Here is a 22,735-nt window from a genome sequence, read left to right on the forward strand (position 1 = left end):
CGTCTAGCGCCAAGGACCCAACGGCTTCCCGCCCACCATCATCATGGCAGACTTTCCAGACACAGGGACCCATAACCACAGGACGGAGTGGTTGAGGCGTGCGGGTCGCCCCAGCCTTCCAAAACTGGCGACGGTGGCTATGGGTCCCGGCTCAAGGCCGGGACGACGCCGTTTTCTTGGCTTGCGTCCCGGCCCTCACGCCTTGAAATACGCAATCTGCGTCGTCGTCGCGAGCAGCCGGCCGGACGGCGACCACAGCTCGCCATGCTGGTCCTGATAGCTGCGGTTGAAAATCTTGGCGTCGGCGGTCGCGAGCACGTGCGTGATGTCCTCGGCCGCGAGCTCGTCCCGGCTGACGTGGAAATAGGTCGTCAGCGACACCGTGCCGAACGGCACCAGCTGGCCGCGGGCGTGGAAGACGCGGCCGAAGAAGGCGTCCGACATCGATAGCACCGACAGGCAGTCGAGCTTGCGCGGCTTGCGGTCGGAGATCCACAGCCGGGAATAGCTGCTGTGCGGCTCCCCCGACGACGATGCACCAAACGTTGGACGGCCCTCGATGAAGCGGAAATCGTACTGCTTGGTCCAGGACATGTTCGTGTCGGGATGTCGCTTGACCTGATCGAACGGCGGCGCCTCGGGCTTTGTGGCCGGCTGATGCGACCAGGACGGCCGGCGCTCGGCGAACACGGCGGTGGCGAGCGTCGCCGCGTCAGAGTCGCCCTGGCTCAGCTCGACGCACCAATGCTGCGAGGAGCGGTTGGCTTTCACCAACCGCACGTCGAGATCGAACGGCCCTTCCGCGATCGGCGCGCAATAGTTCACCGTCATCGCCAGCGGATCGCCCTGAATTTGCGGATGCTGGATCAACGCGCGCAGCACGGTCGCCGCCGTGACGCCGCCAAACGGGCCGACGAACGCCCAGTAATCCGGGCTGGTACTTCCCTGCCAGCGGCTGTCGCCGGCGGTGACGCCGGTGGCCTCGTCGAACAGGTGAGCTGGCGGTTCGGTCATGCATTCCTCCCGACGGTCATCGTATGATGGCCGTCAGGTGAAACGCAATGGAAGGCCTCTGCAATGACGTCATGGGTCATTGCTGAAGGTGAGGGGAAGGGCCCGTCACGCCCGCTGCGCTTGTGCCGGTGCCATCGCCAGCCCGACCGGCACGTTCCAGATGTCGTCGGCATATTCGCGGATGGTGCGGTCGGAGGAGAACCAGGCCATGCGCGCGACGTTGAGGATCGAGGCGCGGGTCCAGGCCGGCACGGTCTGCCAGCGTGCATCGATGCCGCGCTGGGCCTCGTAGTAGGAATCGAAATCGGCCGAGACCATGTAGTGGTCGAGATGGCGCAGCGCATGGGCGATCGGCTCGAATCGGCCGGGTTCGTCTGGCGAGAACGCACCGGTCGCGATCGCATCGATCGCGCGCGCCAGCCGCGGTGACCGGTGGATCACGTCGGACGCGTCCAGTCCCTGCTTGCGGCGGAGCATGACCTCGTCGGCCTCCATGCCGAAGATCGCGATGTTGTCGGCGCCGACATTGTCGCGGATCTCGATATTGGCGCCGTCCAGCGTGCCGATGGTAAGGGCGCCGTTCAGCGCCAGCTTCATGTTGCCGGTGCCGGACGCCTCCATGCCGGCGGTCGAGATCTGCTCGGACAGGTCGGCTGCGGGAATGATCGTTTCCGCCAGGCTGACATTGTAGTCGGCCATGAACACGACCTTCAGCTTGCCGCCGATCGCGGGATCGTTATTGACGACCTCCGCGACGTCGTTGATCAGCTTGATGATCAGCTTGGCATAGCGGTAGCTCGCCGCCGCCTTGCCGGCGAAGATCTTCACCCGCGGCACCCAGTTAGCTTGCGGGTCGTCCTTCATGTCCAGATACAGCGCGACCGCTTCGAGGATGTTCAGGAGCTGGCGCTTGTATTCGTGAATGCGCTTGATCTGCACGTCGAACAGCGCGCCCGGGTCGAGGCGCACGTTCATGCGCTCGCCGATCAGACGCGCCAGCTGCACCTTGTTGTGGTGCTTCACGGCGCGGAACTTCTGGTGGAAGCCGGCGTCGGCGACGTAGCTCTCGAGGCTCGAGAGCAAGGTCGGATCGTCGACGACGGCGTCGCCGCAGGCCTCGCGCAAGAGGTTCGTCAGCTTGGGATTGGCCAGCATCAGCCAGCGGCGGAAAGTGATGCCGTTGGTCTTGTTGGTGATGCGGCCGGGATAGAGATGGTTGAGATCGTGGAACACGGTCTCCTTCATCAGGTCGGAATGCATCGCCGAGACGCCGTTGATGCGGTGTGAGCCGACGAAGGCGAGCTGGCCCATGCGCACGCGGCGGCCGCTCTTCTCGTCGATCAGGGACACCGAGGCGCGGTAGTCGATGTCACCCGGTGCGCGCTGCTCGGCGAGCGCGAGATGCTGCGCATTGATGCGATAGATGATCTCGAGATGGCGCGGCAGCAGCCGCTCAAACAGCTCGACCGGCCAGGTCTCGAGCGCTTCGGGCAGCAGCGTGTGGTTGGTATAGGACAAGGTCGCGATGGTGATCTTCCACGCCTCGTCCCAGCGGAAATTGTGCAGGTCGACCAGGATCCGCATCAGCTCGGCCACGGCGAGCGAGGGGTGCGTGTCGTTGAGCTGCACCGCGGCCTTCTGCGCCAGGCTGCGCAACTGGCCGTCGGAGCCGAGATGGCGCTTGACGAGATCTTGCAGCGAAGCCGAGACGAAGAAATATTCCTGGCGCAGCCGCAGCTCGCGTCCCGCCGGGCTCTCGTCGTTCGGATACAGGAATTTGCAGATCGCCTCGGCGCGCGCTTCTTCTGCTGAGGCGCCGAGATAGTCGCCGGAGTTGAACACGTCGAGCTTCAGCGGATCGGGCGAGCGCGCCGACCATAGCCTGAGCGCATTCACGTGCTGGCCGCGCCAGCCGACGATCGGTGTGTCATAGGCCACCGCCTGCACGGTCTCGCCGGGATGCCAGATCGCGCGGGCCCGGCCCTTGTCGTCGATGTGCTCGACGCCGCCGCCGAAATGAACGTGATAGACCACCTCGGGGCGCTGGAACTCCCAGGGATTGCCGAACGACAGCCAGACGTCGGGATATTCGTGCTGCCAGCCGTCGACGATGACCTGGCGGAACAGGCCGAAATCATAGCGGATGCCGTAGCCGATCGCCGGGATCTGCAAGGTCGACATGCTTTCCATGAAGCAGGCCGCAAGCCGGCCGAGGCCGCCATTGCCGAGCGCGGCATCCGGCTCGCATTTGCGCAGGTCCATCAGGCCGACGCCGAGATCGCCGAGCGCGGTCTCGAACACCTTCATCAGGCCCATGTTGTTGAGCGCGTCGGCGAACAGCCGGCCGATCAGGAATTCGAGGCTGAGATAGTAGACCCGCTTGCGCCCGGCGTCGTAGCTCTCCTTGTCCGCGGTCAGCCAGCGATGCACGATGCGGTCGCGCAAGGTCAGCGCCGCGGCGTGGTACCAGTCCTGCTGCGTCGCCTGGCTCGCCTCCTTGCCGATGGCGAGGCGAAGCTTGGCCAGGATGTCGCTCTTGATCTCCGCGACCGCCAATTCGTCGACGGGCTGGCCGGTGCTTACGAAGCTGCGCTGGGACGGCTGATCTGTCACCTTGGAAACCTGTGATGCTACGAGGAACCGGTAAAAGCATACGATGGTTGCGCGCGGTCCGAAACCCGGGGAAAGGCTGGTCCGCACAGCAAGGTGATGGAAAATGATGCAAAAACGGGGCCGGAGTTCCGGGGGCGGAACGCGCTAGGATGGTGCAGGTGCGTCGTGGAGTTGAGGGCTCTCCCCATCGTCATCCCGGCGAAAGCCGGGATCCAGACTCACGTTGTGAGGCGAGCGACGAACATCTGCTCGATCCGACGGCGCCAATCCGGCTCGTATTCCGCGTTCATGCCTTCGGCCCGCAGCACGGCCGCGGCGAACGCCTGCGGAGAGGGCGGTTGGCCGTCCAGCATCAGGTCGTCCGCGGTGAGGCGGCTGCAAAAGCCCCAGTCCACGCATAGGTCGCGCAGCAGCCAGTCGAGACGCTTGCGCAGGGCTGCATCGGTTTCGGTGTTGGAATTCTCCATGAGAGCGGCGCGCCTCCTTTGAGAAGGGATGGACAATCGGCCGGGAACAAATTAAGAACAATTTAGCAAGCGATCGTTATCCTGACAGCGATTCGATCCGCCAGCCCCCCGGCATCAGTGCATCCCGCGAGGACACCCATGTCCAATATCGCCTTCGATCCCCTGGCCCTGACCCGCATTGCCGACTTCGCGCGCAGCCTGACGCGGCTGCACAAGGCCGCGCGGCGGCGGGCCGTCGACGACGACCAGATCGACCGCGCCTTCAACGCCGTCTGCATGTCGGTCTGGGGCTACACCACCGACGACATTTCCGACGATCTGTTCTCGGCCACCGACCACACCTTCCTCGATGGCCTCGACGAGGCGCGGGCGCGCATCTTCGCCGCCGAGCAGGGCTACGACCTGGTCGACGACGAGGGCATACTGACCGATTGGTGGGGCTTCTGCTGGATGATCCTGGCCGAGAAACGCGGCCTGCTGACGCCGGACAACCGCGCCGCCGCGCGGGCGGCGATCGAGGAGAAATATCTGGAAGCGCCGAACGTCATCGGCGTGATCGTCGCGCGCTAGGTCAGCATTCCGTCATTGCGAGCGCTGCGAAGCAATCCAGGGTGGTGTGCGGGACTCTGGATTGCTTCGCTGCGCTCGCAATGACGAGTCCGGGCTCAATCCACATCCGCGCGCTTGGCGCGGCCGGTGGCCGGCTTCGGCGCGATCGTCAGCGGCGGCGCGACGCTGACATTGCTGGCGCTGGCCTCCGGCGGCGGCATCGCGGCGAGCGCATCGGCCGCCAGCATCTCGGCGCGCACCGGTGCGACCTTCATCTCGCTCAGCTTGGCCCGCATGTCCGAGTTCAGCCCGGGATAGGAGGCGACCGGCTTGAAATCGGCCGGCTGGCCGCCGCTGCCGCGCGTGCCCGAATAGGCGACGAGGCCGTCGCTGGTGGCGACGACGTCGCCGGGGCGCAGCGAGGTGTCGAGCGACAGGTCGACCGGCGCCAGCCCGGCCGGATCGCGGCCGTTGCAGGTGCAGTCGGCGCGCAGCGCCTGGCGATAGGCGAACGCGTTCTCGCTGTCGGCATAGCGCTCGCCGTTCGCCGCCGTGGCGTAGTCGATGTTGGAGCCGAAATAGATCCTGGTCGGGCTGGCCGGGCAGAACGCCTGGCACATCTGGGCCGGCGAGGCGAGGCCCCGCGTCAACGGAAAATAGCGGCCGTCGCAGGTGCGCACGCAGAACGCTGCGCCCGATCCGCCGCTCGCGGTGCGCGGCTGGGCGGGGGCCTGCGGGTTGGTGCCGAACGGATCGGCGAAGAAGCCGCCTTGCGCCGGCCGCTGCGATTGCGGCTTGTTGAAGCCGCCGAACAGGAAGTCGAACAGGCCCTGGGCCGACGCCATTCGCGGCGCCAGCGCGCCGGCCGCGACGAGGCCGACCGTCGCCGCGACAGCGACGTGGCGGGACCTCCGCCGAAACGACAACACGCTACGCAACGCCCGCTCCATCGCCAGGATCTTCACCGCAAAGCCACGCCGTGACGCGGCAACCCGCGTCGCTCGATCATGTGCGATCGAACGCGCCTTGCCCAAGGCATGGCGCCATCAGCTTTGCGGTAACCTTAACGGGCGTTGGTAAATGAGCGGTATGCGCGGGTCGCGAATTGCGCCGCGCGCCAGGCGCCTCAGAGGAATTCGTGCGCCTTGTAGAGCGCCCGGAACGGCAGGCCGGCCTGGGCGAAGGTCTCGGCGGCGCCTTCCTCGCGGTCGACCATGGTGAACACCAGCGCCACCTCGGCGCCGGCCTCGCGCAGGGTTTCCACCGCCTTCATCGCCGAGCCGCCGGTGGTGGTGACGTCCTCGACCACGACGATGCGTTTTCCCGCCAGGGTCTCGTCGCGGGTCAGGCCTTCGATCGCGAGCCTGGCGCCGTGCTCCTTCGGCTTCTTGCGGACGAAGAAGGCCGCGATCGGATGGCCCTTGATCCAGGAGATCTGGGCGATCGCGCCGGCGAGCGGCACCGCGCCCATCTCCAGGCCGCCGATATAATCGAAGCCCTCGTCCTTCAGCGCCTCATAGGTGAGCTCGGCGAGCAAGGTGGCGCCCTCCGGGTCCATCATGGTCGGCTTCAGGTTGAAATAGAAATCGCTCTTGCGGCCGGAGGCCAGCGTGACCTCGCCACGGCCGAACGAGCGCCTGCGGATGATCTCGAGGAGGCGGGCGCGGGAGGCGGATTTGGACACGGCGTTTCCCCTGAGGGTGGATTCTTGGGTGGCGCAATCTATCGGGGGCGGGCGGCGGAGACCAGCCGCCACGATGTCCCATCAACAACGGTACGTTTGAAGCCGGATGCAGTTTCGAGCTAATGGGAGCCCGCGACCAAGCAAGGACGGTTGGGAAGGATGCCCCGCATGACGATCGAGCTGTACACCTGGAACACCCCAAACGGGCGCAAAATCTCGGTCGCGCTGGAGGAGATGGGGCTGCCCTACCGCGTCGTTCCGGTCGACATCACCAAGGGCGCCCAGATGGCGCCGGAATTCCTGGCGATCAGCCCCAACAACAAGATCCCGGCGATCGTCGATCCCGACGGCCCCGACGGCAAGCCGGTCAGCGTGTTCGAATCCGGCGCCATCCTGCTCTACCTGGCTGAGAAGACCGGCCAGTTCCTGCCGAAATCCCTCGCCGAGCGGATCCCGGTCTATGAATGGCTGATGTGGCAGATGGGCGGTTTCGGCCCGATGCCCGGCCAGGTGCACCATTTCATCGCGCTGACCAACGAACAGGACCGTGCCTACGGGCTTAAGCGCTACATGGCCGAGACGGTCCGGCTCTATGGCGTGCTCGACCGCCGGCTGGCGCAGCACGAGTTCGTCGCAGGCGCTCTCTCGATCGCCGACTTCGCCATCGTCGGCTGGGCCTGGCGCCACCCGCGCCACAAGGTGGATCTCGCCGACTTCCCGAACGTCAAGCGCTGGTACGATACCCTGATGGCCCGCCCCGCCGTGAAGCGCGGCATGGAAGCGAAGCTGGACTGAGAAGCTCATCGGCCGTTCCTTGCCGACGATGACTTCCGAGATCTTTCGGCACGCGCGGTGCCCCCTCTCCCGCTCTCGTCCGCCTTTGCCGAGAGGCTTCGGCGGACAAGGCGGGGGAGCCGATGGAAATCACCCCCGCCGCGCCTCCAGCGCCATGCGCACCGCAAGTCCCGCGAGCACCGTGCCCATCAGATAGCGCTGCACGAGCGCCCAGCTCGGCCGTGTCGCCAGGAACAGGGCAATCGATCCTGCCGCCATGGCGATCATGGCGTTGACGCCGATGCTGATCACGATCTGGATCGCGCCAAGCACCATCGACTGCGTCAGCACGCTGCCAACAGCGGGATCGACGAACTGCGGCAGCAGCGCCAGATACAGCATCGCGATCTTCGGGTTCAGCAGATTGGTGACGAGCCCCATCAGGAACAGCCTGCGCGGGCTGTCGATGGCGAGGGTCCTCACCTGGAAGGGCGAGCGTCCACCCGGCTTCACCGCCTGCCACGCCAGATAGAGCAGGTAGGCAGCGCCGGCGAGGCGCAGCGCGTCATAGGCGAACGGCACGGCAAACAGCAGCGCCGTGATGCCGAACGCCGCCGCCAGCATGTAGACCAGAAAGCCGACGGCAACGCCGCCGAGCGAGACCAGGCCCGCGACGTGACCCTGCGTGATCGCGCGCGAGATCAGATAGATCATGTTCGGCCCTGGTGTCAGCACCATGCCGAGCGAGACGAGGGCGAAGGCGAGCAGGGATGATGTGTGCGGCATCACTGGTTCGATGATCGGGATCTCTGCCGCTGCTTTAGCGCGGACGATCACGCATCGTCATCCGGTCAATTGCACCGAGAGCAATCAGCCCGCCGCCGGCGGCGCGACGTCCAGCGCAGGCAGCGGTCTGCCGGAGCGGTCGAACACACCGGCGATGCTCAACGCCAGCAGGATCAGCAGAATGGCCGCCGCGAGCGGCACGGAGTGCCCGATCATGGCGAGCAGGCAGGCTCCCAGCGCAATCACGAGGCCGATCTCCAGCGGCGCGATCGGCTCGCCGGCGTCGCTCCGCGCCTTCCAGTGGATCGCAATCCCCGCCGCCACCATCGGCATGTCATAGATCATCGCATAGGGCGTGGCGATGATGCTGCCGACCGCGACCAGCGCGATCGCCTGCTGCGTTGAGCCGCGTCGCCAGGCATCCCAGACCATCACGACGACGGAGCAGGACAACAGGAGCTGAACCAGGTAGCCGATCGGCGGCGGCGCGCCGAGCGCGTGCAAGCCAGCGATGACCGTCGGCATCATGTGATCGAGGCTGACCTGGTTGGCCTGCAATTGCGCCTGATAGCTCGGAAATTTCACGATCCATTCGAGCCAGATCCACGGATCGAGCGCAGCGCAGGTGACGACCGCGACGATCACGGTCGTGGCGATGGCCGAGAGGATGGCGCGCCAGTTGCGTGACGCCAGCAGCACGACCGGCATCAGCAGCACGAATTGTGGCTTGTAGGCGAGCAGGCCGAGCAGCGTGCCGGCAACGATCGGGTGGCACGCGAGCAGGCGCAATCCGCCGATCAGCAAGGCCGCCGACAGGAAACCGTTCTGGCCGGTGATCGCGTTGATGAGCGTGGTTGGCGCCGCGAGCAGCGCCAGAGAGGTTAACGTGCGCCAATCGCGCCCCAGCGTCGCCAGGCCATAAAGCGCGAAGGTGACCGAGATCCAGCAGACATAGGCTACCGGCAGCGCCAGCATGCCCAGGGGTATCAGCACCAGCAGGAAGGTCGGCGGATAGGGATAGGGAAAGCCGCCGCCGCCCAGCGTCGGATCCAGCGTCTGCTGATAGCGCGCGAGCGCAACCGGATCGTAGATGCCGGCGCCGGACAGCGCGGCAAATCTGCCGAACGACCATAGCCCGAAGAAGTCGCCAAACGCCGGCTGCGGCGACGACAGCGCCCAGCCGACGAGATAGGCGCCGTTGTAGAGCGCCATCGCGACCAGCAGGATCAGCACCGCGCGCCGGTCGCGCGTCTTGGGGTGAGCTGCGGATGAGGTCGCGGTCATGGAGCTCTTCGTTCGCGCCCTCGGCGCAGTCGTGGCATGGGGATGATCGGAGCTGTCAGCGATCGCTCGCGTGCGGTGCCTCTCCAACTTTGCCAGGGTGCGCTGCACGTCGCGTTACCGTCCGTCCATCCGGCCAGGCGCGATCTCATCGTGCCTAACGAGGGGTAAAATCGCCGCGTTCCGAGTGACCGTGAACAGGGGACGGCGTCATCGCTCGGAATCGGCCAACGCGCTCGTCAAGATTTATATTGCTATTTTTCCGAAGTCATGCTCTATTCAGCGCATCCCGTCCTCATGCAGAGGGGCGTACGCGTCGTCACGATACGTTGAGGCGGGGAGCGGTGGCCGCGGGCCTGTCAGGTGCTGATGCGCTGGACGATTGGCAGCTCGCGGACGTTCAAGCCGTGTGGTCCTGGCGCCCCGAAGCTGGCGCCAAGCCTGCGTGACATCACGTGTCGCGCTGGTGACGGGGGCAAACAAGCCGGTCCCCGGGGAGAGCTCGGAGCAGACGTTAAGCCCATCGCGCAGGGAGGGCCGGGTCTGTCCGGCTGAACCTGTGGTACCTGCCGCCTGCATTCTTTTGAGCAGGCGGGCCACGGGCCTCAGCCGAGGCCCGGCCTTCCCTGCGCCCTCTGCAAAATTCAGAGGGCGAACGACATGCATCCCTCGAGCAAATCATGCTGCGAGAAGGCTGAGGCATGTCTACGGCTCGCGTTGCAGCCAATGATCATCGTATTGGGGAGCATCAAACGGATGCGTATGAGGGCTGCGTTGCGAGGCACGCTGCCCACCCTCCCCTGGAGGGGGAGGGTCGCCTCTCACGAGCGCAGCGAATGGGAGGCGGGGTGGGGTGATCTCTCCACAGGCGCCAGCGCCCGCGGCTCACCCCACCCCGCTCGCCCGCTTTGCGTGCGATCGACCCTCCCCCTCCAGGGGAGGGTGGCATCTCGCTCGTGACGGATTTCGGCGCTCGCGATGACGAGGCAGAGATCACCGCGATCAGCTCAATGCGCCTCATCCCAGTTATCAGCCGCGCGGGCGTCGACATGTAGCGGCACCGACAGCAGCACCGCCGGGAAGGGGGCGTCCTGCATGACGTGCTGCACCACCGGCAAGGTCGCGGCGACCTCGTCGTTCGGTACCTCGAAGATCAGTTCGTCATGCACCTGCAGCAGCATCTGAGCCGACAGCTTCTTTTGCGCCAGGGCCTCCTCGACGCGGATCATGGCGCGCCGGATGATGTCGGCCGCGGTGCCCTGCAGCCGCGCGTTGATCGCGGCGCGCTCGTTGAAGGCGCGCACCGAGGCGTTGGAGGCCTTGATCTCGGGGTAATGGCACTTGCGGCCGAACAACGTGGTGACATAGCCGTGCTTGCGGCAGAACTCCTTGGTCGCGTCCATGTAGTCGCGAATGCCGGGGAAGCGCTCGAAATAGCGCTTGATGTAGGCCGAGGCCTCCTCGCGGGCGATGCCGAGCTGGTTGGCGAGGCCGAACGCGGAGATGCCGTAGATGATGCCGAAATTGATCGCCTTGGCGCGGCGGCGCACCTCGCTCGGCATGTCCTTGATCGGCACGCCGAACATCTCGGATGCCGTCATCGCGTGGATGTCGAGCCCGTCCTTGAACGCCTGCTTCAGCACGGGGATGTCGGCGATCTCCGCGAGCAGCCGCAACTCGATCTGCGAGTAGTCGGCCGACACCAGCTTATGGCCCGGCGTCGCGATGAAGGCGCGGCGGATCTTGCGGCCATCTTCGGTCCGCACCGGGATGTTCTGCAGATTCGGCTCGTTCGACGACAGCCGGCCGGTGGTGGTCGCCGCCAGCGCGTAAGTGGTGTGCACGCGATGCGTCTGCGGGTTGACATAGGTCGGCAGCGCATCGGTATAGGTCGATTTCAGCTTCGAGACCTGGCGCCATTCCAGGATCTTGCGCGCGAAATCGTTGCCCTGCTCGGCGAGGTCATCGAGGATGGAGGCAGAGGTCGACCAGGCGCCGGTCTTGGTCTTGGTGCCGCCCGACAGGCCCATCTTGCCGAACAGGATGTCGCCGATCTGCTTCGGGCTGCCGACGTTGATCGGCTCGCCGGCCAGCTCCTGCAACTCGGCCTCGACGCGCGCCGCGGTCTGGGCGAAGTCGCCGGACAGGCGCGACAGCACCTGGCGGTCGATCGAGATGCCGCGCCGCTCCATGCGCGCCAGCACCGACACCAGCGGCCGCTCCAGGGTCTCGTAGACCGCGGTCATGCGCTCCGCCGTGAGGCGCGGCTTCAGCACGCGCCAGACCCGATGGATGACATCGGCGGCTTCCGCGGAATGCGCGGTCGCGCGATCGATGGCGACCTGCTCGAAGGTCAGCTTGTTCCGGCCGCTCCCGATCAGCTCACCTTCACTGATCATGGCGTGTCCGAGCACGTGCTCGGACAGCGAGTCGAGCTTCTGCGATCCACGTCCGGCGTCCAGCGCGTAGCTCATCAGCTGCACGTCGTCGGTGTTGGTCAGGGTGATGCCGGCCTGCGCCAGCATCACGGCCGTGAACTTGATGTTGAAGCCGATCTTGAGCAGGCCGGCCGATTCCAGGATGGGCGTCAGGGCAGCGAGCGCCTCGCTGTCCCTGATCTGGCCAGGTGCGAGCCCGGCATCGAACAGGCCGCCGCCATCGCCGGCCTGGCGATGCGCCAGCGGGATGTAGCAGGCGTCGTTCGGCGCCAGCGCCAACGCGATGCCGCACAGGCTGGCCTGCATGGGATCGATCGAGCTGGCTTTGACGTCGATGGTGACCCGACCGAAGTCATGGACGCGGGCGAGCCACGCATTCAGCTCCGGTACGGTGCGCACGGTCTGATATTTATCGCGATCGATCCGCGCGCTCTTGGCCGCCTCGGCCCTGGAGTCGGCGAGGCTGGCGGGTGTGCCTTTGCTCATCGCCGACTTGTCGGTGCGCGGGTCACCGCTGCGAGGAGCGGCGGCTGGCTTGCTCAGTGTGCTCCCTCCCCCGCTTGCGGGGGAGGGCGGGGTGGGGGCTGCGGCCGGACTCGATCCCACCTTCAACTGTTCATCCGCCGACACGTCGGCCGGATCGATGTGCGAATACTCGGCGACGCGGCGCGTCAGCGTGGTGAACTCCATCGCCTTGAGGAAGGCGATCAGCTTGCGCGGATCGGGCTCGTGCACCGCGAGGTCGTCGAGTGGCACATCGAGCACGACCTTGTCGTCGAGCAGCACCAACTGGCGCGAGATCCGCGCCTTCTCGGCGTTCTCGATCAGCGCCTCGCGCCGCTTCGGCTGCTTGATCTCGCTTGCGCGCGTCAGCAGGCCTTCGAGATCGCCATAGTCGGTGATCAACTGCGCGGCGGTCTTGATGCCGATGCCGGGCACGCCCGGCACGTTGTCGGTGGAATCGCCGGCCAGCGCCTGCACCTCGACCACCTTCTCCGGCGGCACGCCGAACTTCTCGATCACCTCGGCGACCCCGATGCGCCGGTCCTTCATCGTGTCGTACATCGTGACGCAGTCGTTGACGAGCTGCATCAAATCCTTGTCCGAGGACACGATGGTGGTGGTGGCGCCGCGCTCGCAGGCAAGCCGCGCATAAGTCGCGATCAGGTCGTCCGCCTCGAAGCCCGATTGCTCCAGGCACGGCAGGTCGAAGGCGCGGACGGCCTCGCGGATCAGCGCGAATTGCGGGATCAGGTCGTCGGGCGCCGGCGGCCGGTGCGCCTTGTAGTCGGCGTAGATCTTGTTGCGGAACGTGACCTCGGACTTGTCGAACACGATGGCCAGATGCGTCGGTCGGTCGGTCTCGGGCATGTCTCGCAGCAGCTTCCACAGCATGTTGCAGAAGCCGAGCACGGCATTGACCTGCAGCCCGTCGGACTTGCGGTTGAGCGGCGGCAGCGCGTGATAGGCGCGGAAGATGTAGGACGAGCCGTCGACCAGGAACACATGGTCGCCGTTGGCCGCGCCCTTGGCGGCGGCAGGCACAGGGGCGGCGGGCGTGGCGGCGGCTTTCTGGGGAGCTTTGGGCATGGCCGCAATGTAGGGATTTTCGCTCGCATTGACAGCCGTGACGACGCCATGCGCACCGGATTTTTCCGCCCCTCAGTCCGGTCGGACGCAGCGGGTCAGGAACTCCATGACGGCGCGAATGAGGGGCGTGCGCCTGAGGTCGCGATGAACGATGAGCCAGATGTCCCTGCTGATGGCCGCGCCGGCTTCGAAGCGGGTGAGGTCGGGATCATGATCGCCGACAAAATGCGGCAGGGCGGCGAGCCCCAGCCCTGCGCGCGCCGCTGCGGCCTGGCTCTCGAGATCGCTGCTCCGAAACACGATCGGGCGCTGCCCGGCGACCGCCTTCAGCCATTGCTGCTGGGGTGCCGAGTCCATGCTGGCATCATAGGCGATGAATCCGAGCGCATGCTGCGGCGTCTCCTTGAGATAGTGCGGCGCGCCGTAGAGGTTGAAGCCGAAGCGGCCGATCTTGCGTGCGATCAGGCCGGGCTCGTCGGGACGGAACAGTCGCAGAGCGATGTCGGCTTCCCGTCGGTTGAGCGAGGCGCTGCGCTTCTCGCCGATCAGCTTGATGATGATGGCGGGATGCCGCCGGTGCAGCTCGACCAGCCGTGGCGCGATCAGCCTGTTGGCGAGCGTCGGCGGCGCGCTGACCGAGACCTCACCGGCCAGACCGGGACGCGATGCGACCACGGCGCGCTCGATCGCGAACGCGGCCTGCTCCATCGGGCCGGCGGCCGCGGCGAGGCGGCGGCCGTCCTCGGTCAGCTCATAGGCCCGCGCTCGGCGGTCGACCAGCTTCAGCCCGGTGGCCCGTTCCAGGGCCGCGACCCGGCGGGCCACCGTGACATGATCGACGCCGAGACCACGTGCGGCGGCCGACAGCGTGCCCTCGCGGGCCAGGGTCACGAAGTGGTGAAGGTCGGTCCAGTCGATCCGCATGTTCGAATATTCACAATAGGGGAGCCAAATTGGGCAATTCCGCAGAATGCCAACGCTGACCACACTGTCCGGATCAAGGCAAGATGTGTGGAGACGGGCATGGTTGCTATCGTTCGACTGAAGGCACCGGGTGGCGCGGAGAATCTGGTGCTGGAGAATGTTGAGCTGCCGGCGCCGGGCGCCAACGAGATCCGGCTGCGCCACACCGCGATCGGCGTGAACTTCATCGATATCTATCAGCGCAGCGGCCTCTATCCGCTGCCCGATGGAATTCCTGGGGTCGAAGGGGCGGGGATCGTGACGGCGAAAGGCGCGGACGTGACAGAGTTGTCCGTCGGCGACCGCGTCGCCTATGCCGGCGCCCCGGTCGGCGCCTATGCCTCGGAGCGAAATCTGCCCGCCTGGCGCGCGATGCCGCTGCCCGACGCCGTGTCTGAAGCGAGCGCTGCGTCGACCCTGCTGAAAGGCATCACCGCGGTGATGCTGCTCAATCGTACCTATCCCGTCGGAGCCGGAACGACGCTGTTGGTGCACAGTGCCGCCGGCGGGCTCGGCCAGGTGCTGACGCGAATGGCTCGGCTGCGCGGCGCGACCGTCATCGGCACGGTGAGCTCGGAGGCCAAGGCGGAGCTCGCGCGTGCCGCCGGCGCGCGCCATCTGGTCGTCGGCCGGGATGCTGACTTTGTCGATGCCGTGAAGCGATTGACCGACGGGCGCGGCGTCGATGTCGCCTACGATGGCGTCGGCGGCAAGACGCTTGCGCAAACGCTCGCCTGCGTCAGGCCGTTCGGGACGGTCGCCAGCATCGGTCAGTCCGGCGGTCCAATTCCAAGCCTTGCCGTCGAGGAGCTGGGGCCGCGCCGCAGCCTGTCGCTGGCACGTCCGAGCGTGATGGCCCATGTCAACGATGTCGCCGACTATCGCAGGGATGCGGCGACGGTTCTCGCCGCGCTCGCCAATGGCGATCTCGTCGGCCACGGCACCGCGTATCCGCTGGCGCGGGTCGTCGAGGCCCATATCGATCTGGAGAGCGGCCGCAGCCGTGGCGCGCTGCTTCTGGTGCCCTGACGGTGACGCTACTCCGCCGGCTGCAACACGGCTCTTGGCTTCGGCGGCGCGATCCAGAACGCGATCGGGCGCTCGAACAGGAAGCGTGCGCCGAGGCGCAACGCGAGGCGCCAGATCGCGAGCGCGCCGAGCACGCCGGCGATGGTCACGAGCAGGGAGATCGTGCCGATGTCGGCGATGGCGCCCGTCTTCAGCAACAAGGTGCGGGTCGCCGCCATCGGCAGGAAGAAGGCGAGATAGATCACGATCGAATGCTCGCCGCAGAACCGCAATGCGTTGAGGAGCTGCGCGCGCGCCAGCAGCGTGCCGGCGATGATGATGGCGACGGCGCCGGCATAGCCGAGCATGAGGGAGACAGCCGGCCATTCGCTGACACCGAGGTTCACCAGCGACTGGTTGATCACCGCCCAGGCGAGCAGGCCGACGATGGCGAGCATCGGCTGCGCCCGCGCGCGATCCGACAGCGCGAAGATGGCAGGCGCGAACAGATAGCCCGAATAGATATAGACGAAGCGGGCGCAGAATTCGTCGATCACGGTCCAGCCGGTGACGATGTGCGCCATTTCGAGGCCGGCCGCGACGCCCCAGATCACCGGCGCCGGCAGCTTTCGTGTCAGTTTGATGACGACGAAGAAGATCGGCAGCAGATAGATGAACCACAGCGTGCCGAACGGCTCGATGAAGGATTCCAGGTACAGGTAGCCGGCGTGCGGCCAGTCGGACGCGGCGGCGAAGCCGGGCGCCTTGAAGCCGAACTGGATGGTCACCCACAGCACGTAGAAGTAGGCGAAATGCACCACCTTGCGGTCGAGATAGGTACGCCAGTCCCGGTCGATCACCAGTGGCAGAAACAGGCCGGAAATCAGGAAGAAGTCGGGCATCCGGAACGGCTTGGCGAAGGCGACGACGGCGTGCATGAAGCCGGTCTCGCCGGCGGCGAGCTCGACGCCGAGCACCGAGTGCATCATCACCACCATGATGATGCAGATACCCTTGGCGTAGTCCACCCAGTCGATGCGCGTCTCGGTTCCGGCCGTTTTCGGCGTACCATTCGCGGTCATGCTGTCCCTCTTTGGCGCGGAGCTGCCGCATTGTCGGGCAGAGCCGTTAATACTCCTCCTTGTCATCCAAACGTCATGCCGTTTTCTAAATTCCCCTTGAACCGCAAATGGTTTAAGACGCGAAAGTATTAACCTTGAAGGATGGGTTTCGATGCGAATTGCGATGATCGGCACGGGCTATGTGGGTCTGGTGTCCGGTGCCTGCTTCGCCGATTTCGGTCACCAGGTGACCTGCGTGGACAAGGACGAGAGCAAGATCGCCGCGCTGCATCGCGGAGAAATCCCGATCTTCGAGCCCGGCCTGGATGCGCTGGTCGCGGCCAACGTCAAGGCCAAGCGGCTCGATTTCACCACGGACCTCAAGCAGCCGGTCGCGGAGGCCGACGCCGTTTTCATCGCGGTTGGTACGCCGTCGCGCCGCGGCGACGGACACGCCGACCTCACCTACGTCTATGCCGCCGCGCGCGAGATCGCGGCCTCGCTCACCGGCTTCACCGTGGTCGTGACGAAGTCGACGGTGCCGGTCGGCACCGGCGACGAGGTCGAGCGCATCATCCGCGAGACCAATCCGACGGCCGATGTCGTCGTCGCCTCCAATCCGGAATTTCTGCGCGAAGGTGCTGCGATCCGCGATTTCAAATGGCCGGATCGCATCGTCGTCGGCACCGCGGACGAGCGTGGCCGCAAGGTGCTCGGCGACATCTATCGCCCGCTGTCGTTGAACCAGGCGCCGATGATGTACACCGAGCGCCGCACCGCCGAGCTGATCAAATACGCCGCCAATGCGTTCCTCGCCACCAAGATCACCTTCATCAACGAGGTCGCCGATCTCGCCGAGAAGGTCGGCGCCGACGTGCAGGAGGTGGCGCGCGGCATCGGTCTCGACAACCGCATCGGCTCCAAATTCCTGCATGCCGGTCCGGGCTTCGGCGGTTCGTGCTTCCCGAAGGACACGCGTGCGCTGATCAAGATCGCGCAGGACTACGACACGCAGCTGCGCATCGTCGAATCGGTGCTGGCGGTGAACGACAACCGCAAGCGCGCGATGGCGCGCAAGGTGGCGCATGCCGTCGGCGGCAATCTGCGCGGCAAGACAGTCGCGGTGCTCGGCCTCACCTTCAAGCCGGAGACCGACGACATGCGCGAGGCACCGTCGATCCCGCTGGTGACCGGTCTGCTCGACATGGGCGCCAAGGTCCGCGCGCATGATCCCGTCGGCATCGAGCAGGCCAAGAAGGAGCTGCCGGAGATCGCCTACTACGACGATCCCTATGAGTGCGCGACCGGCGCCGATGCGATGGTGCTGGTCACCGAGTGGGTGCAGTACCGCGCCATGGATCTCGATCGCCTCAAGGAGGTGATGGCGCATCCGGTCGTCGTCGACTTGCGCAATGTCTACCGCCCCGACGAGATGGCCGCCCACGGCTTCGTCTACGAGAGCGTCGGCAGGCCGTCGGTGAAGGGCGGTTGACATGGCATTGTCATACCCCGCGCAGGCGGGGTATCCAGTACGCCCGATCTTCGTGATCCGCGAGATTTGCGCTTACTGGATCATCCGCCTTCGCGGGTGATGACGGGTTGCTGCTATTGCCCCTTCGCTTCGACACACCGCTGCCCATCGATGCCGTGCTGGATGAACTGTCCGGCACGCTCGAACGCAGCAACACCGCCGTGCTGGTGGCGCCGCCCGGCGCCGGCAAGACCACGCGGGTGCCGCTGGCCTTGCGTGATGCAGTCTGGGTTGGGGACAAGAAGATCATCGTGCTGGAGCCGCGCCGGATCGCGGCCCGCGCCAGCGCCGAGCGGATGGCGAAGTCGCTCGGCGAGCGCGTAGGCGAAACCGTCGGCTATCGCGTGCGCTTCGGCTCGAAGGTCTCGCGCGCGACCCGCATCGAGGTCGTCACCGAGGGCATCTTCACCCGGCAGATCCTCGATGATCCCGAACTGACCGGCGTCGCTGCCGTGCTGTTCGACGAATTCCACGAGCGCTCGCTCGACGCCGATCTCGGCCTCGCATTGGCGCGCGATGCGCAGCAGGGGCTGCGCGAGGATCTCCGTATCCTCGTGATGTCGGCGACGCTCGACGGCGCCCGCGTCGCCAGACTGCTCGGCAATGCGCCGGTGGTCGAGAGCGAGGGCCGCGCCTATCCGGTCGAGACCCGTTATGTCGGCCGCAAGCCGGATGCGCCGGTCGAGCGCCAGATGGCCGAGACCATCGCCAGCGCGCTGCGCGCCGATGCCGGCTCCGTGCTGGCGTTCCTGCCGGGCGCGGCCGAGATCCGGCGTACCCAGACCATGCTCGCCGAGCGCGTTCATGATGCCAGCGTTGAGATCGTGCCGCTGTTCGGCGCACTCGATTCCGCCGTCCAGGACCGCGCCATCTCGCCCGCCCCGAAAGGGCAGCGCAAGGTGGTGCTGGCGACCTCGATTGCCGAGACCTCGCTGACCATCGAAGGCGTCCGCATCGTGGTCGATTCCGGTCTCGCCCGGGTGCCGCGCTACGAGCCGGACATCGGCCTCACCAGGCTGGAGACGGTGCGGGCTTCGCGCGCCGCTGTCGATCAGCGCCGCGGCCGCGCCGGCCGCACCGAGCCTGGCGTCTGCTACCGGCTATGGGACGAGCCGCAGACGGCCTCGCTGGCGGCCTATACGCAGCCGGAAATCCTCAGCGCCGACCTGTCCTCGCTGGTGCTCGACCTGGCGCAATGGGGTGTCAATGACCCCTCCGCGCTGAGCTTCCTCGATCCGCCGCCACAACCGGCTTGGAAGGAGGCAAGGGACCTGCTGCGCGAGCTCGATGCGCTCGATGCCGATGGCAGGCTGACCGACGAGGGCCGGCGGCTGCGGGCGCTGGCGCTGCCGCCGCGGCTGGCGCGGATGATCGTCGATGCCGCCGACCACGGCGCGGCGGCGCAGGCCGCCGACATCGCCGCCATCCTGACCGAGCGCGGGCTGGGCGGCGACAGCGTCGATCTCGAGGTGCGGCTCGATCAGTTCCGCCGCGACCGCTCGCCGCGCGCGCAAAGTGCCCGCGACCTTGCGCGGCGGTGGGCGCAGCAGGTGTCGTCCGCGTCCGCCCGCGCCGGAGACGCGGACATCTCCACCGGCCTGATGCTCGCCTTCGCCTTTCCCGACCGGGTCGCGCGCAATCGCGGCAATGGCAGCTTCGTGCTCGCCAATGGCCGCGGCGCCGCCGTCGACCCCGCCTCGTCGCTGGCGCGCGTGCCCTATATCGCGGTCGGTGAGCTGACGGGAACGGCGGCCAGCGGCCGCATCCTGCTGGCGGCGCCGCTGGCGATCGAGGATATCGAGCGGCATTTTGCTGCACATATCGAAGCGAGAGACGAGGTCAGCTTCGATCAAAACGCGATGGCGTTGCGGGCGCGCCGCCGGCGCAAGCTGCATGCGATCACCATGGCCGATGCGCCAGTCGCGCTGACGCCGTCGGAGGAGACCGCGCGCATCTTCGCGGAGGGGATCTGCGCGGCTGGGCTCGACCGGCTGCCCTGGTCGAAGGCCGCCAGGCAGTGGCGTGACCGCGTCACCTTCCTGCGCAAGGCGGAAGGCGACAGTTGGCCGGACCTGTCGGAGGCGGGCCTCGCCGAGCGGCGCGAGGACTGGCTGGTGCCGCTGCTCGCCGACAAGACCTCGCTCAAGGATGTCTCGCCCGGCGACGTCTCCGACGCCGTGATGGCGCTGCTGCCCTGGGATCTCCGCGCCCGGCTCGACCGGGAGGCGCCGACCCATTTCGAGGCGCCGACCGGCACCATGCTGGCGATCGACTACGAGGCCGAGCAGGGGCCCACCATCGCGGTGCGGCTGCAGGAGCTGTTCGGCCTGAACGTCCATCCCTCGATCGCGCGCGGCGCGGTGCCCCTGGTGCTGGAGCTGCTGTCGCCGGCGCAGCGGCCGGTGCAGGTGACGCGCGATCTGCCCGGCTTCTGGCGCGGCTCCTATGCCGCGGTCCGCACCGACCTGCGCGGCCGCTATCCGCGCCATCCTTGGCCCGACGATCCGGCCCATGCCGAGCCGACCCGGCGGGCCAAGCCGCGGGGGACGTAGCTCATGCAAATTGTACCGCCGCCGTCGTTGTCGTTAACGCTTCACTCATCGTTTTCGCCAAAATGGCGGCGGCAGCCGGTCGCTCGCAGTCGCCCGTCAGCGGCTTTGATGGTCAAATCGGTTGCGGGGTAAAGTCGGGCGTTTGCGTCATGCGTAACATAATGATCTTCGCGGCCGTTCTCGTCGGTCTCGGCACCTTCATGGCGCAACTGGCCGATCGCCTGACCCCCGCGTCGGCATCCGCGACGCCGTCCGCGCGGGTTGCCACGGCGGAACCGTCTGCTGCGGGCCAGCGCAGCCTGAGCATTCCGACCGACCGCCGCGGTCACTTCCGCGCCGACGGCCGCATCGACGGCCAGCGCATCAGCTTCATGGTCGATACCGGCGCCTCGATGGTCGCGCTGAACGAGAGCTCGGCCGCCCGTTTCGGCCTGCGTCCGGCGCGCGGCGACTACACCGCCACCGTCACCACGGCCAACGGCACCGTGAAGGCCGCCCGGGCCAGGCTTGCGATGGTCGAGCTCGGCGAGCTCACCGTGCGTGACGTCGATGCCCTGGTGCTGCCCGATACGGCGCTGTCGGAGAATCTGCTTGGCCTGTCGTTCCTGTCCAAGCTGAAGCGTTTCGCCTACGCCAACGGCCAGATGGTGCTGGAGCAGTAGGCTGCACCGAAGCGGAATGTTGTTTCGCGCGTCACCGGCCCCCACATACCGGCAGGCAGGCCGATCCCGAGTCGCAGTCATTGAATAGTTCGTCGGGTGGCCTACTCGAGCGGTCCTGCCCGATTGTTGCCTGCATTCCTCTGCCTTCTGACACTGTTGTCTGACGTCGTGCTAAGCACGAATGCCTTCTTCCATTGATGTGATATTGCCGAGGCCGTCTCCAGATGTTTCCGAAACCCAAGCCCGTCCTGGTTCCCAATACCTACGCCTTCGAATCCGAGCCGATGGTGAAGCCGACGGGCTTCCGCGAGTATGACGCGCGCTGGCTGTTCAACAAGGAGATCAATCTGATGGGGGTGCAGGCGCTCGGCATGGGGCTGGGCGCGCTGATCGCCGAACGCGGCGTCAAGCAGGAGATCGTGACCGGGCACGATTTCCGCGGCTACTCCGCCTCGATCAAATACGCCCTGATCTCGGGCCTGATGGCCGCCGGCTGCAAGGTGCATGACATCGGCCTTGCCGTGACGCCGATGGCCTATTTCGCCCAGTTCGATCTCGACGTGCCCTGCGTCGCCATGGTGACCGCCTCGCACAACGACAACGGCTGGACCGGCGTGAAGATGGGGGCCAACCGCCCGCTCACCTTCGGCCCCGAAGAGATGACCCGGCTCAAGGAGATCGTGCTCGAGGCCGCGTTCAAGAATGGCAGCGGCGGCTCCTATCAGTTCCATGAGAATTATCCGGCGCGCTACATCGCCGACCTCACCAGCCGTCCCAAGCTGAAGCGCAGGCTGAAGGTGGTCGCGGCCTGCGGCAACGGCACCGCGGGCGCGTTCGCGCCGCAGGTGCTGGAGGCGATCGGCTGCGAGGTTGTCCCGCTCGACACCGAGCTCGATCACACCTTCCCGAAATACAATCCCAATCCCGAAGACATGGAGATGCTGCACGCCATCCGCGATGCCGTGCTCGCGCACGAGGCCGATGTCGGCCTCGGCTTCGATGGCGACGGCGATCGCTGCGGCGTGGTCGACAATACCGGCGAGGAGATCTTCGCCGACAAGGTCGGCGTGATGCTGGCGCGCGACATGTCGGCGATCCACAAGGACGCGCAGTTCGTCGTCGACGTGAAGTCAACCGGTCTGTTCATGACCGATCCGGTGCTGCAGGCGCAGGGCGCGAAGACCGCCTACTGGAAGACCGGCCATTCCTACATGAAGCGCCGCACCAACGAGCTCGGTGCGCTCGCCGGCTTCGAGAAGTCGGGCCACTTCTTCTTCAACCGCCCGTTCGGGCGAGGCTATGACGACGGTCTGGTCTCGGCGATCGCGATCTGCGAGATGCTCGACCGGGCGCCGGGCAAGTCGATGGCCGACCTGAAGAACGCGCTGCCAAAGACCTGGTCGTCGCCGACCATGTCGCCGCATTGTGGCGACGAGGTCAAATACGGCGTCGCCGACGCTGTCGTGAAGCACTTCCAGGCGCTGCAGCAGCGGGGCGGCAAGGTGGCGGGGCAGAAGATCCGCGATCTCGTCACCGTCAACGGCGTCCGCGTCACCGTCGAGGACGGCAGCTGGGGTCTGGTGCGAGCGTCATCCAACAAGCCCGAGCTCGTGGTGGTGGTCGAAAGCCCGGTGTCCGAGCAGCGCATGCACGACATGTTCGAGGCGGTCAACGAGGTGCTGCGGACGCATCCCGAAGTCGGCGCCTACAACCAGACGATCTGAGGCCGCGTCGATGATGTCGCGCTAGGGCGCTGATCCCA

Annotated in this window: 17 protein-coding genes; 7 read left to right on the forward strand and 10 right to left on the reverse strand. The window is 66.5% G+C overall.

Going from position 1 to position 22,735, the window contains the following annotated elements:
- Positions 1-195: 195 nt before the first annotated feature.
- The 3 genes from ACQR0W_RS15490 to ACQR0W_RS15500 all read right to left on the reverse strand — a co-directional run bounded on the left by ACQR0W_RS15490 (position 196) and on the right by ACQR0W_RS15500 (position 4,094).
- Positions 196-1,014, reverse strand: coding sequence for an acyl-CoA thioesterase (locus tag ACQR0W_RS15490; protein WP_315715326.1), 819 nt, complete (start codon positions 1,012-1,014; stop codon positions 196-198).
- A gap of 105 nt (positions 1,015-1,119) precedes the next feature.
- Complete coding sequence (locus ACQR0W_RS15495; RefSeq protein ID WP_316169609.1) at positions 1,120-3,627, reverse strand: glycogen/starch/alpha-glucan phosphorylase; 2,508 nt, start codon at positions 3,625-3,627, stop codon at positions 1,120-1,122.
- A 218-nt stretch (positions 3,628-3,845) separates the two neighbouring features.
- Positions 3,846-4,094, reverse strand: coding sequence for a hypothetical protein (locus ACQR0W_RS15500; protein WP_315752226.1), 249 nt, complete (start codon positions 4,092-4,094; stop codon positions 3,846-3,848).
- A gap of 138 nt (positions 4,095-4,232) precedes the next feature.
- Between ACQR0W_RS15500 and ACQR0W_RS15505 the strand changes: the two genes are divergently transcribed.
- The gene (locus ACQR0W_RS15505) at positions 4,233-4,664 is read left to right on the forward strand and encodes a hypothetical protein (RefSeq protein WP_316169608.1); all 432 of its coding nucleotides are present in this window, start codon (positions 4,233-4,235) and stop codon (positions 4,662-4,664) included.
- Positions 4,665-4,759: 95 nt separating this feature from the next.
- Here ACQR0W_RS15505 and ACQR0W_RS15510 read toward each other — a convergent pair whose 3' ends face one another.
- Positions 4,760-5,581 (reverse strand): DUF2865 domain-containing protein, encoded by an 822-nt coding sequence (locus tag ACQR0W_RS15510; RefSeq protein WP_315752225.1) that lies wholly within the window; start codon positions 5,579-5,581, stop codon positions 4,760-4,762.
- A gap of 188 nt (positions 5,582-5,769) precedes the next feature.
- Complete coding sequence (gene pyrE, locus ACQR0W_RS15515) at positions 5,770-6,327, reverse strand: orotate phosphoribosyltransferase (RefSeq protein WP_315752224.1); 558 nt, start codon at positions 6,325-6,327, stop codon at positions 5,770-5,772.
- Positions 6,328-6,495: 168 nt separating this feature from the next.
- Here pyrE and ACQR0W_RS15520 point away from each other — a divergent pair, with 168 nt between their 5' ends.
- Entirely contained in the window at positions 6,496-7,122 is a 627-nt protein-coding gene (locus ACQR0W_RS15520; protein ID WP_315715332.1) for a glutathione S-transferase family protein, read from the forward strand.
- A gap of 129 nt (positions 7,123-7,251) precedes the next feature.
- Here the strand turns inward: ACQR0W_RS15520 and ACQR0W_RS15525 are convergent, their stop codons facing one another.
- The 4 genes from ACQR0W_RS15525 to ACQR0W_RS15540 all read right to left on the reverse strand — a co-directional run bounded on the left by ACQR0W_RS15525 (position 7,252) and on the right by ACQR0W_RS15540 (position 14,120).
- A complete protein-coding gene (locus ACQR0W_RS15525; protein WP_315752222.1) occupies positions 7,252-7,887 on the reverse strand; it encodes a LysE family translocator in 636 nt (211 codons plus the stop codon).
- 84 nt (positions 7,888-7,971) lie between these two features.
- Positions 7,972-9,171 (reverse strand): glycosyltransferase family 87 protein, encoded by a 1,200-nt coding sequence (locus ACQR0W_RS15530; protein WP_315752221.1) that lies wholly within the window; start codon positions 9,169-9,171, stop codon positions 7,972-7,974.
- A gap of 1,004 nt (positions 9,172-10,175) precedes the next feature.
- Positions 10,176-13,196, reverse strand: coding sequence for a DNA polymerase I (gene polA, locus ACQR0W_RS15535; RefSeq protein ID WP_316169607.1), 3,021 nt, complete (start codon positions 13,194-13,196; stop codon positions 10,176-10,178).
- A 72-nt stretch (positions 13,197-13,268) separates the two neighbouring features.
- Positions 13,269-14,120 carry a LysR family transcriptional regulator gene (locus tag ACQR0W_RS15540; RefSeq protein ID WP_316169606.1) on the reverse strand — a complete coding sequence of 284 codons (852 nt, stop codon included), beginning with the start codon at positions 14,118-14,120 and terminating at the stop codon, positions 13,269-13,271.
- A 99-nt stretch (positions 14,121-14,219) separates the two neighbouring features.
- Here ACQR0W_RS15540 and ACQR0W_RS15545 point away from each other — a divergent pair, with 99 nt between their 5' ends.
- Positions 14,220-15,188, forward strand: a complete 969-nt coding sequence (locus tag ACQR0W_RS15545; RefSeq protein ID WP_316169605.1) for a quinone oxidoreductase family protein — start codon at positions 14,220-14,222, stop codon at positions 15,186-15,188.
- Positions 15,189-15,196: 8 nt separating this feature from the next.
- On the opposite strand, the gene ACQR0W_RS15550 is transcribed toward ACQR0W_RS15545, so the two are convergent.
- Complete coding sequence (locus ACQR0W_RS15550) at positions 15,197-16,249, reverse strand: acyltransferase family protein (protein WP_316169604.1); 1,053 nt, start codon at positions 16,247-16,249, stop codon at positions 15,197-15,199.
- A 151-nt stretch (positions 16,250-16,400) separates the two neighbouring features.
- On the opposite strand from ACQR0W_RS15550, the gene ACQR0W_RS15555 reads away from it, so the two are divergent.
- The 4 genes from ACQR0W_RS15555 (at position 16,401) to ACQR0W_RS15570 (ending at position 22,697) form a co-directional block, all read left to right on the forward strand.
- On the forward strand, positions 16,401-17,720 hold the full coding sequence (locus ACQR0W_RS15555) for a UDP-glucose dehydrogenase family protein (RefSeq protein WP_315825860.1): 1,320 nt from the start codon (positions 16,401-16,403) through the stop codon (positions 17,718-17,720).
- 116 nt (positions 17,721-17,836) lie between these two features.
- Positions 17,837-20,311, forward strand: coding sequence for an ATP-dependent helicase HrpB (gene hrpB / locus ACQR0W_RS15560; RefSeq protein WP_316169644.1), 2,475 nt, complete (start codon positions 17,837-17,839; stop codon positions 20,309-20,311).
- A 161-nt stretch (positions 20,312-20,472) separates the two neighbouring features.
- Positions 20,473-20,973, forward strand: a complete 501-nt coding sequence (locus ACQR0W_RS15565; protein WP_315799204.1) for a TIGR02281 family clan AA aspartic protease — start codon at positions 20,473-20,475, stop codon at positions 20,971-20,973.
- A gap of 224 nt (positions 20,974-21,197) precedes the next feature.
- On the forward strand, positions 21,198-22,697 hold the full coding sequence (locus ACQR0W_RS15570; RefSeq protein ID WP_316169603.1) for a phosphomannomutase/phosphoglucomutase: 1,500 nt from the start codon (positions 21,198-21,200) through the stop codon (positions 22,695-22,697).
- Positions 22,698-22,735 lie beyond the last annotated feature (38 nt).

Source organism: Bradyrhizobium sp. HKCCYLRH1034, from assembly GCF_051168375.1.
Lineage (GTDB): Bacteria > Pseudomonadota > Alphaproteobacteria > Rhizobiales > Xanthobacteraceae > Bradyrhizobium.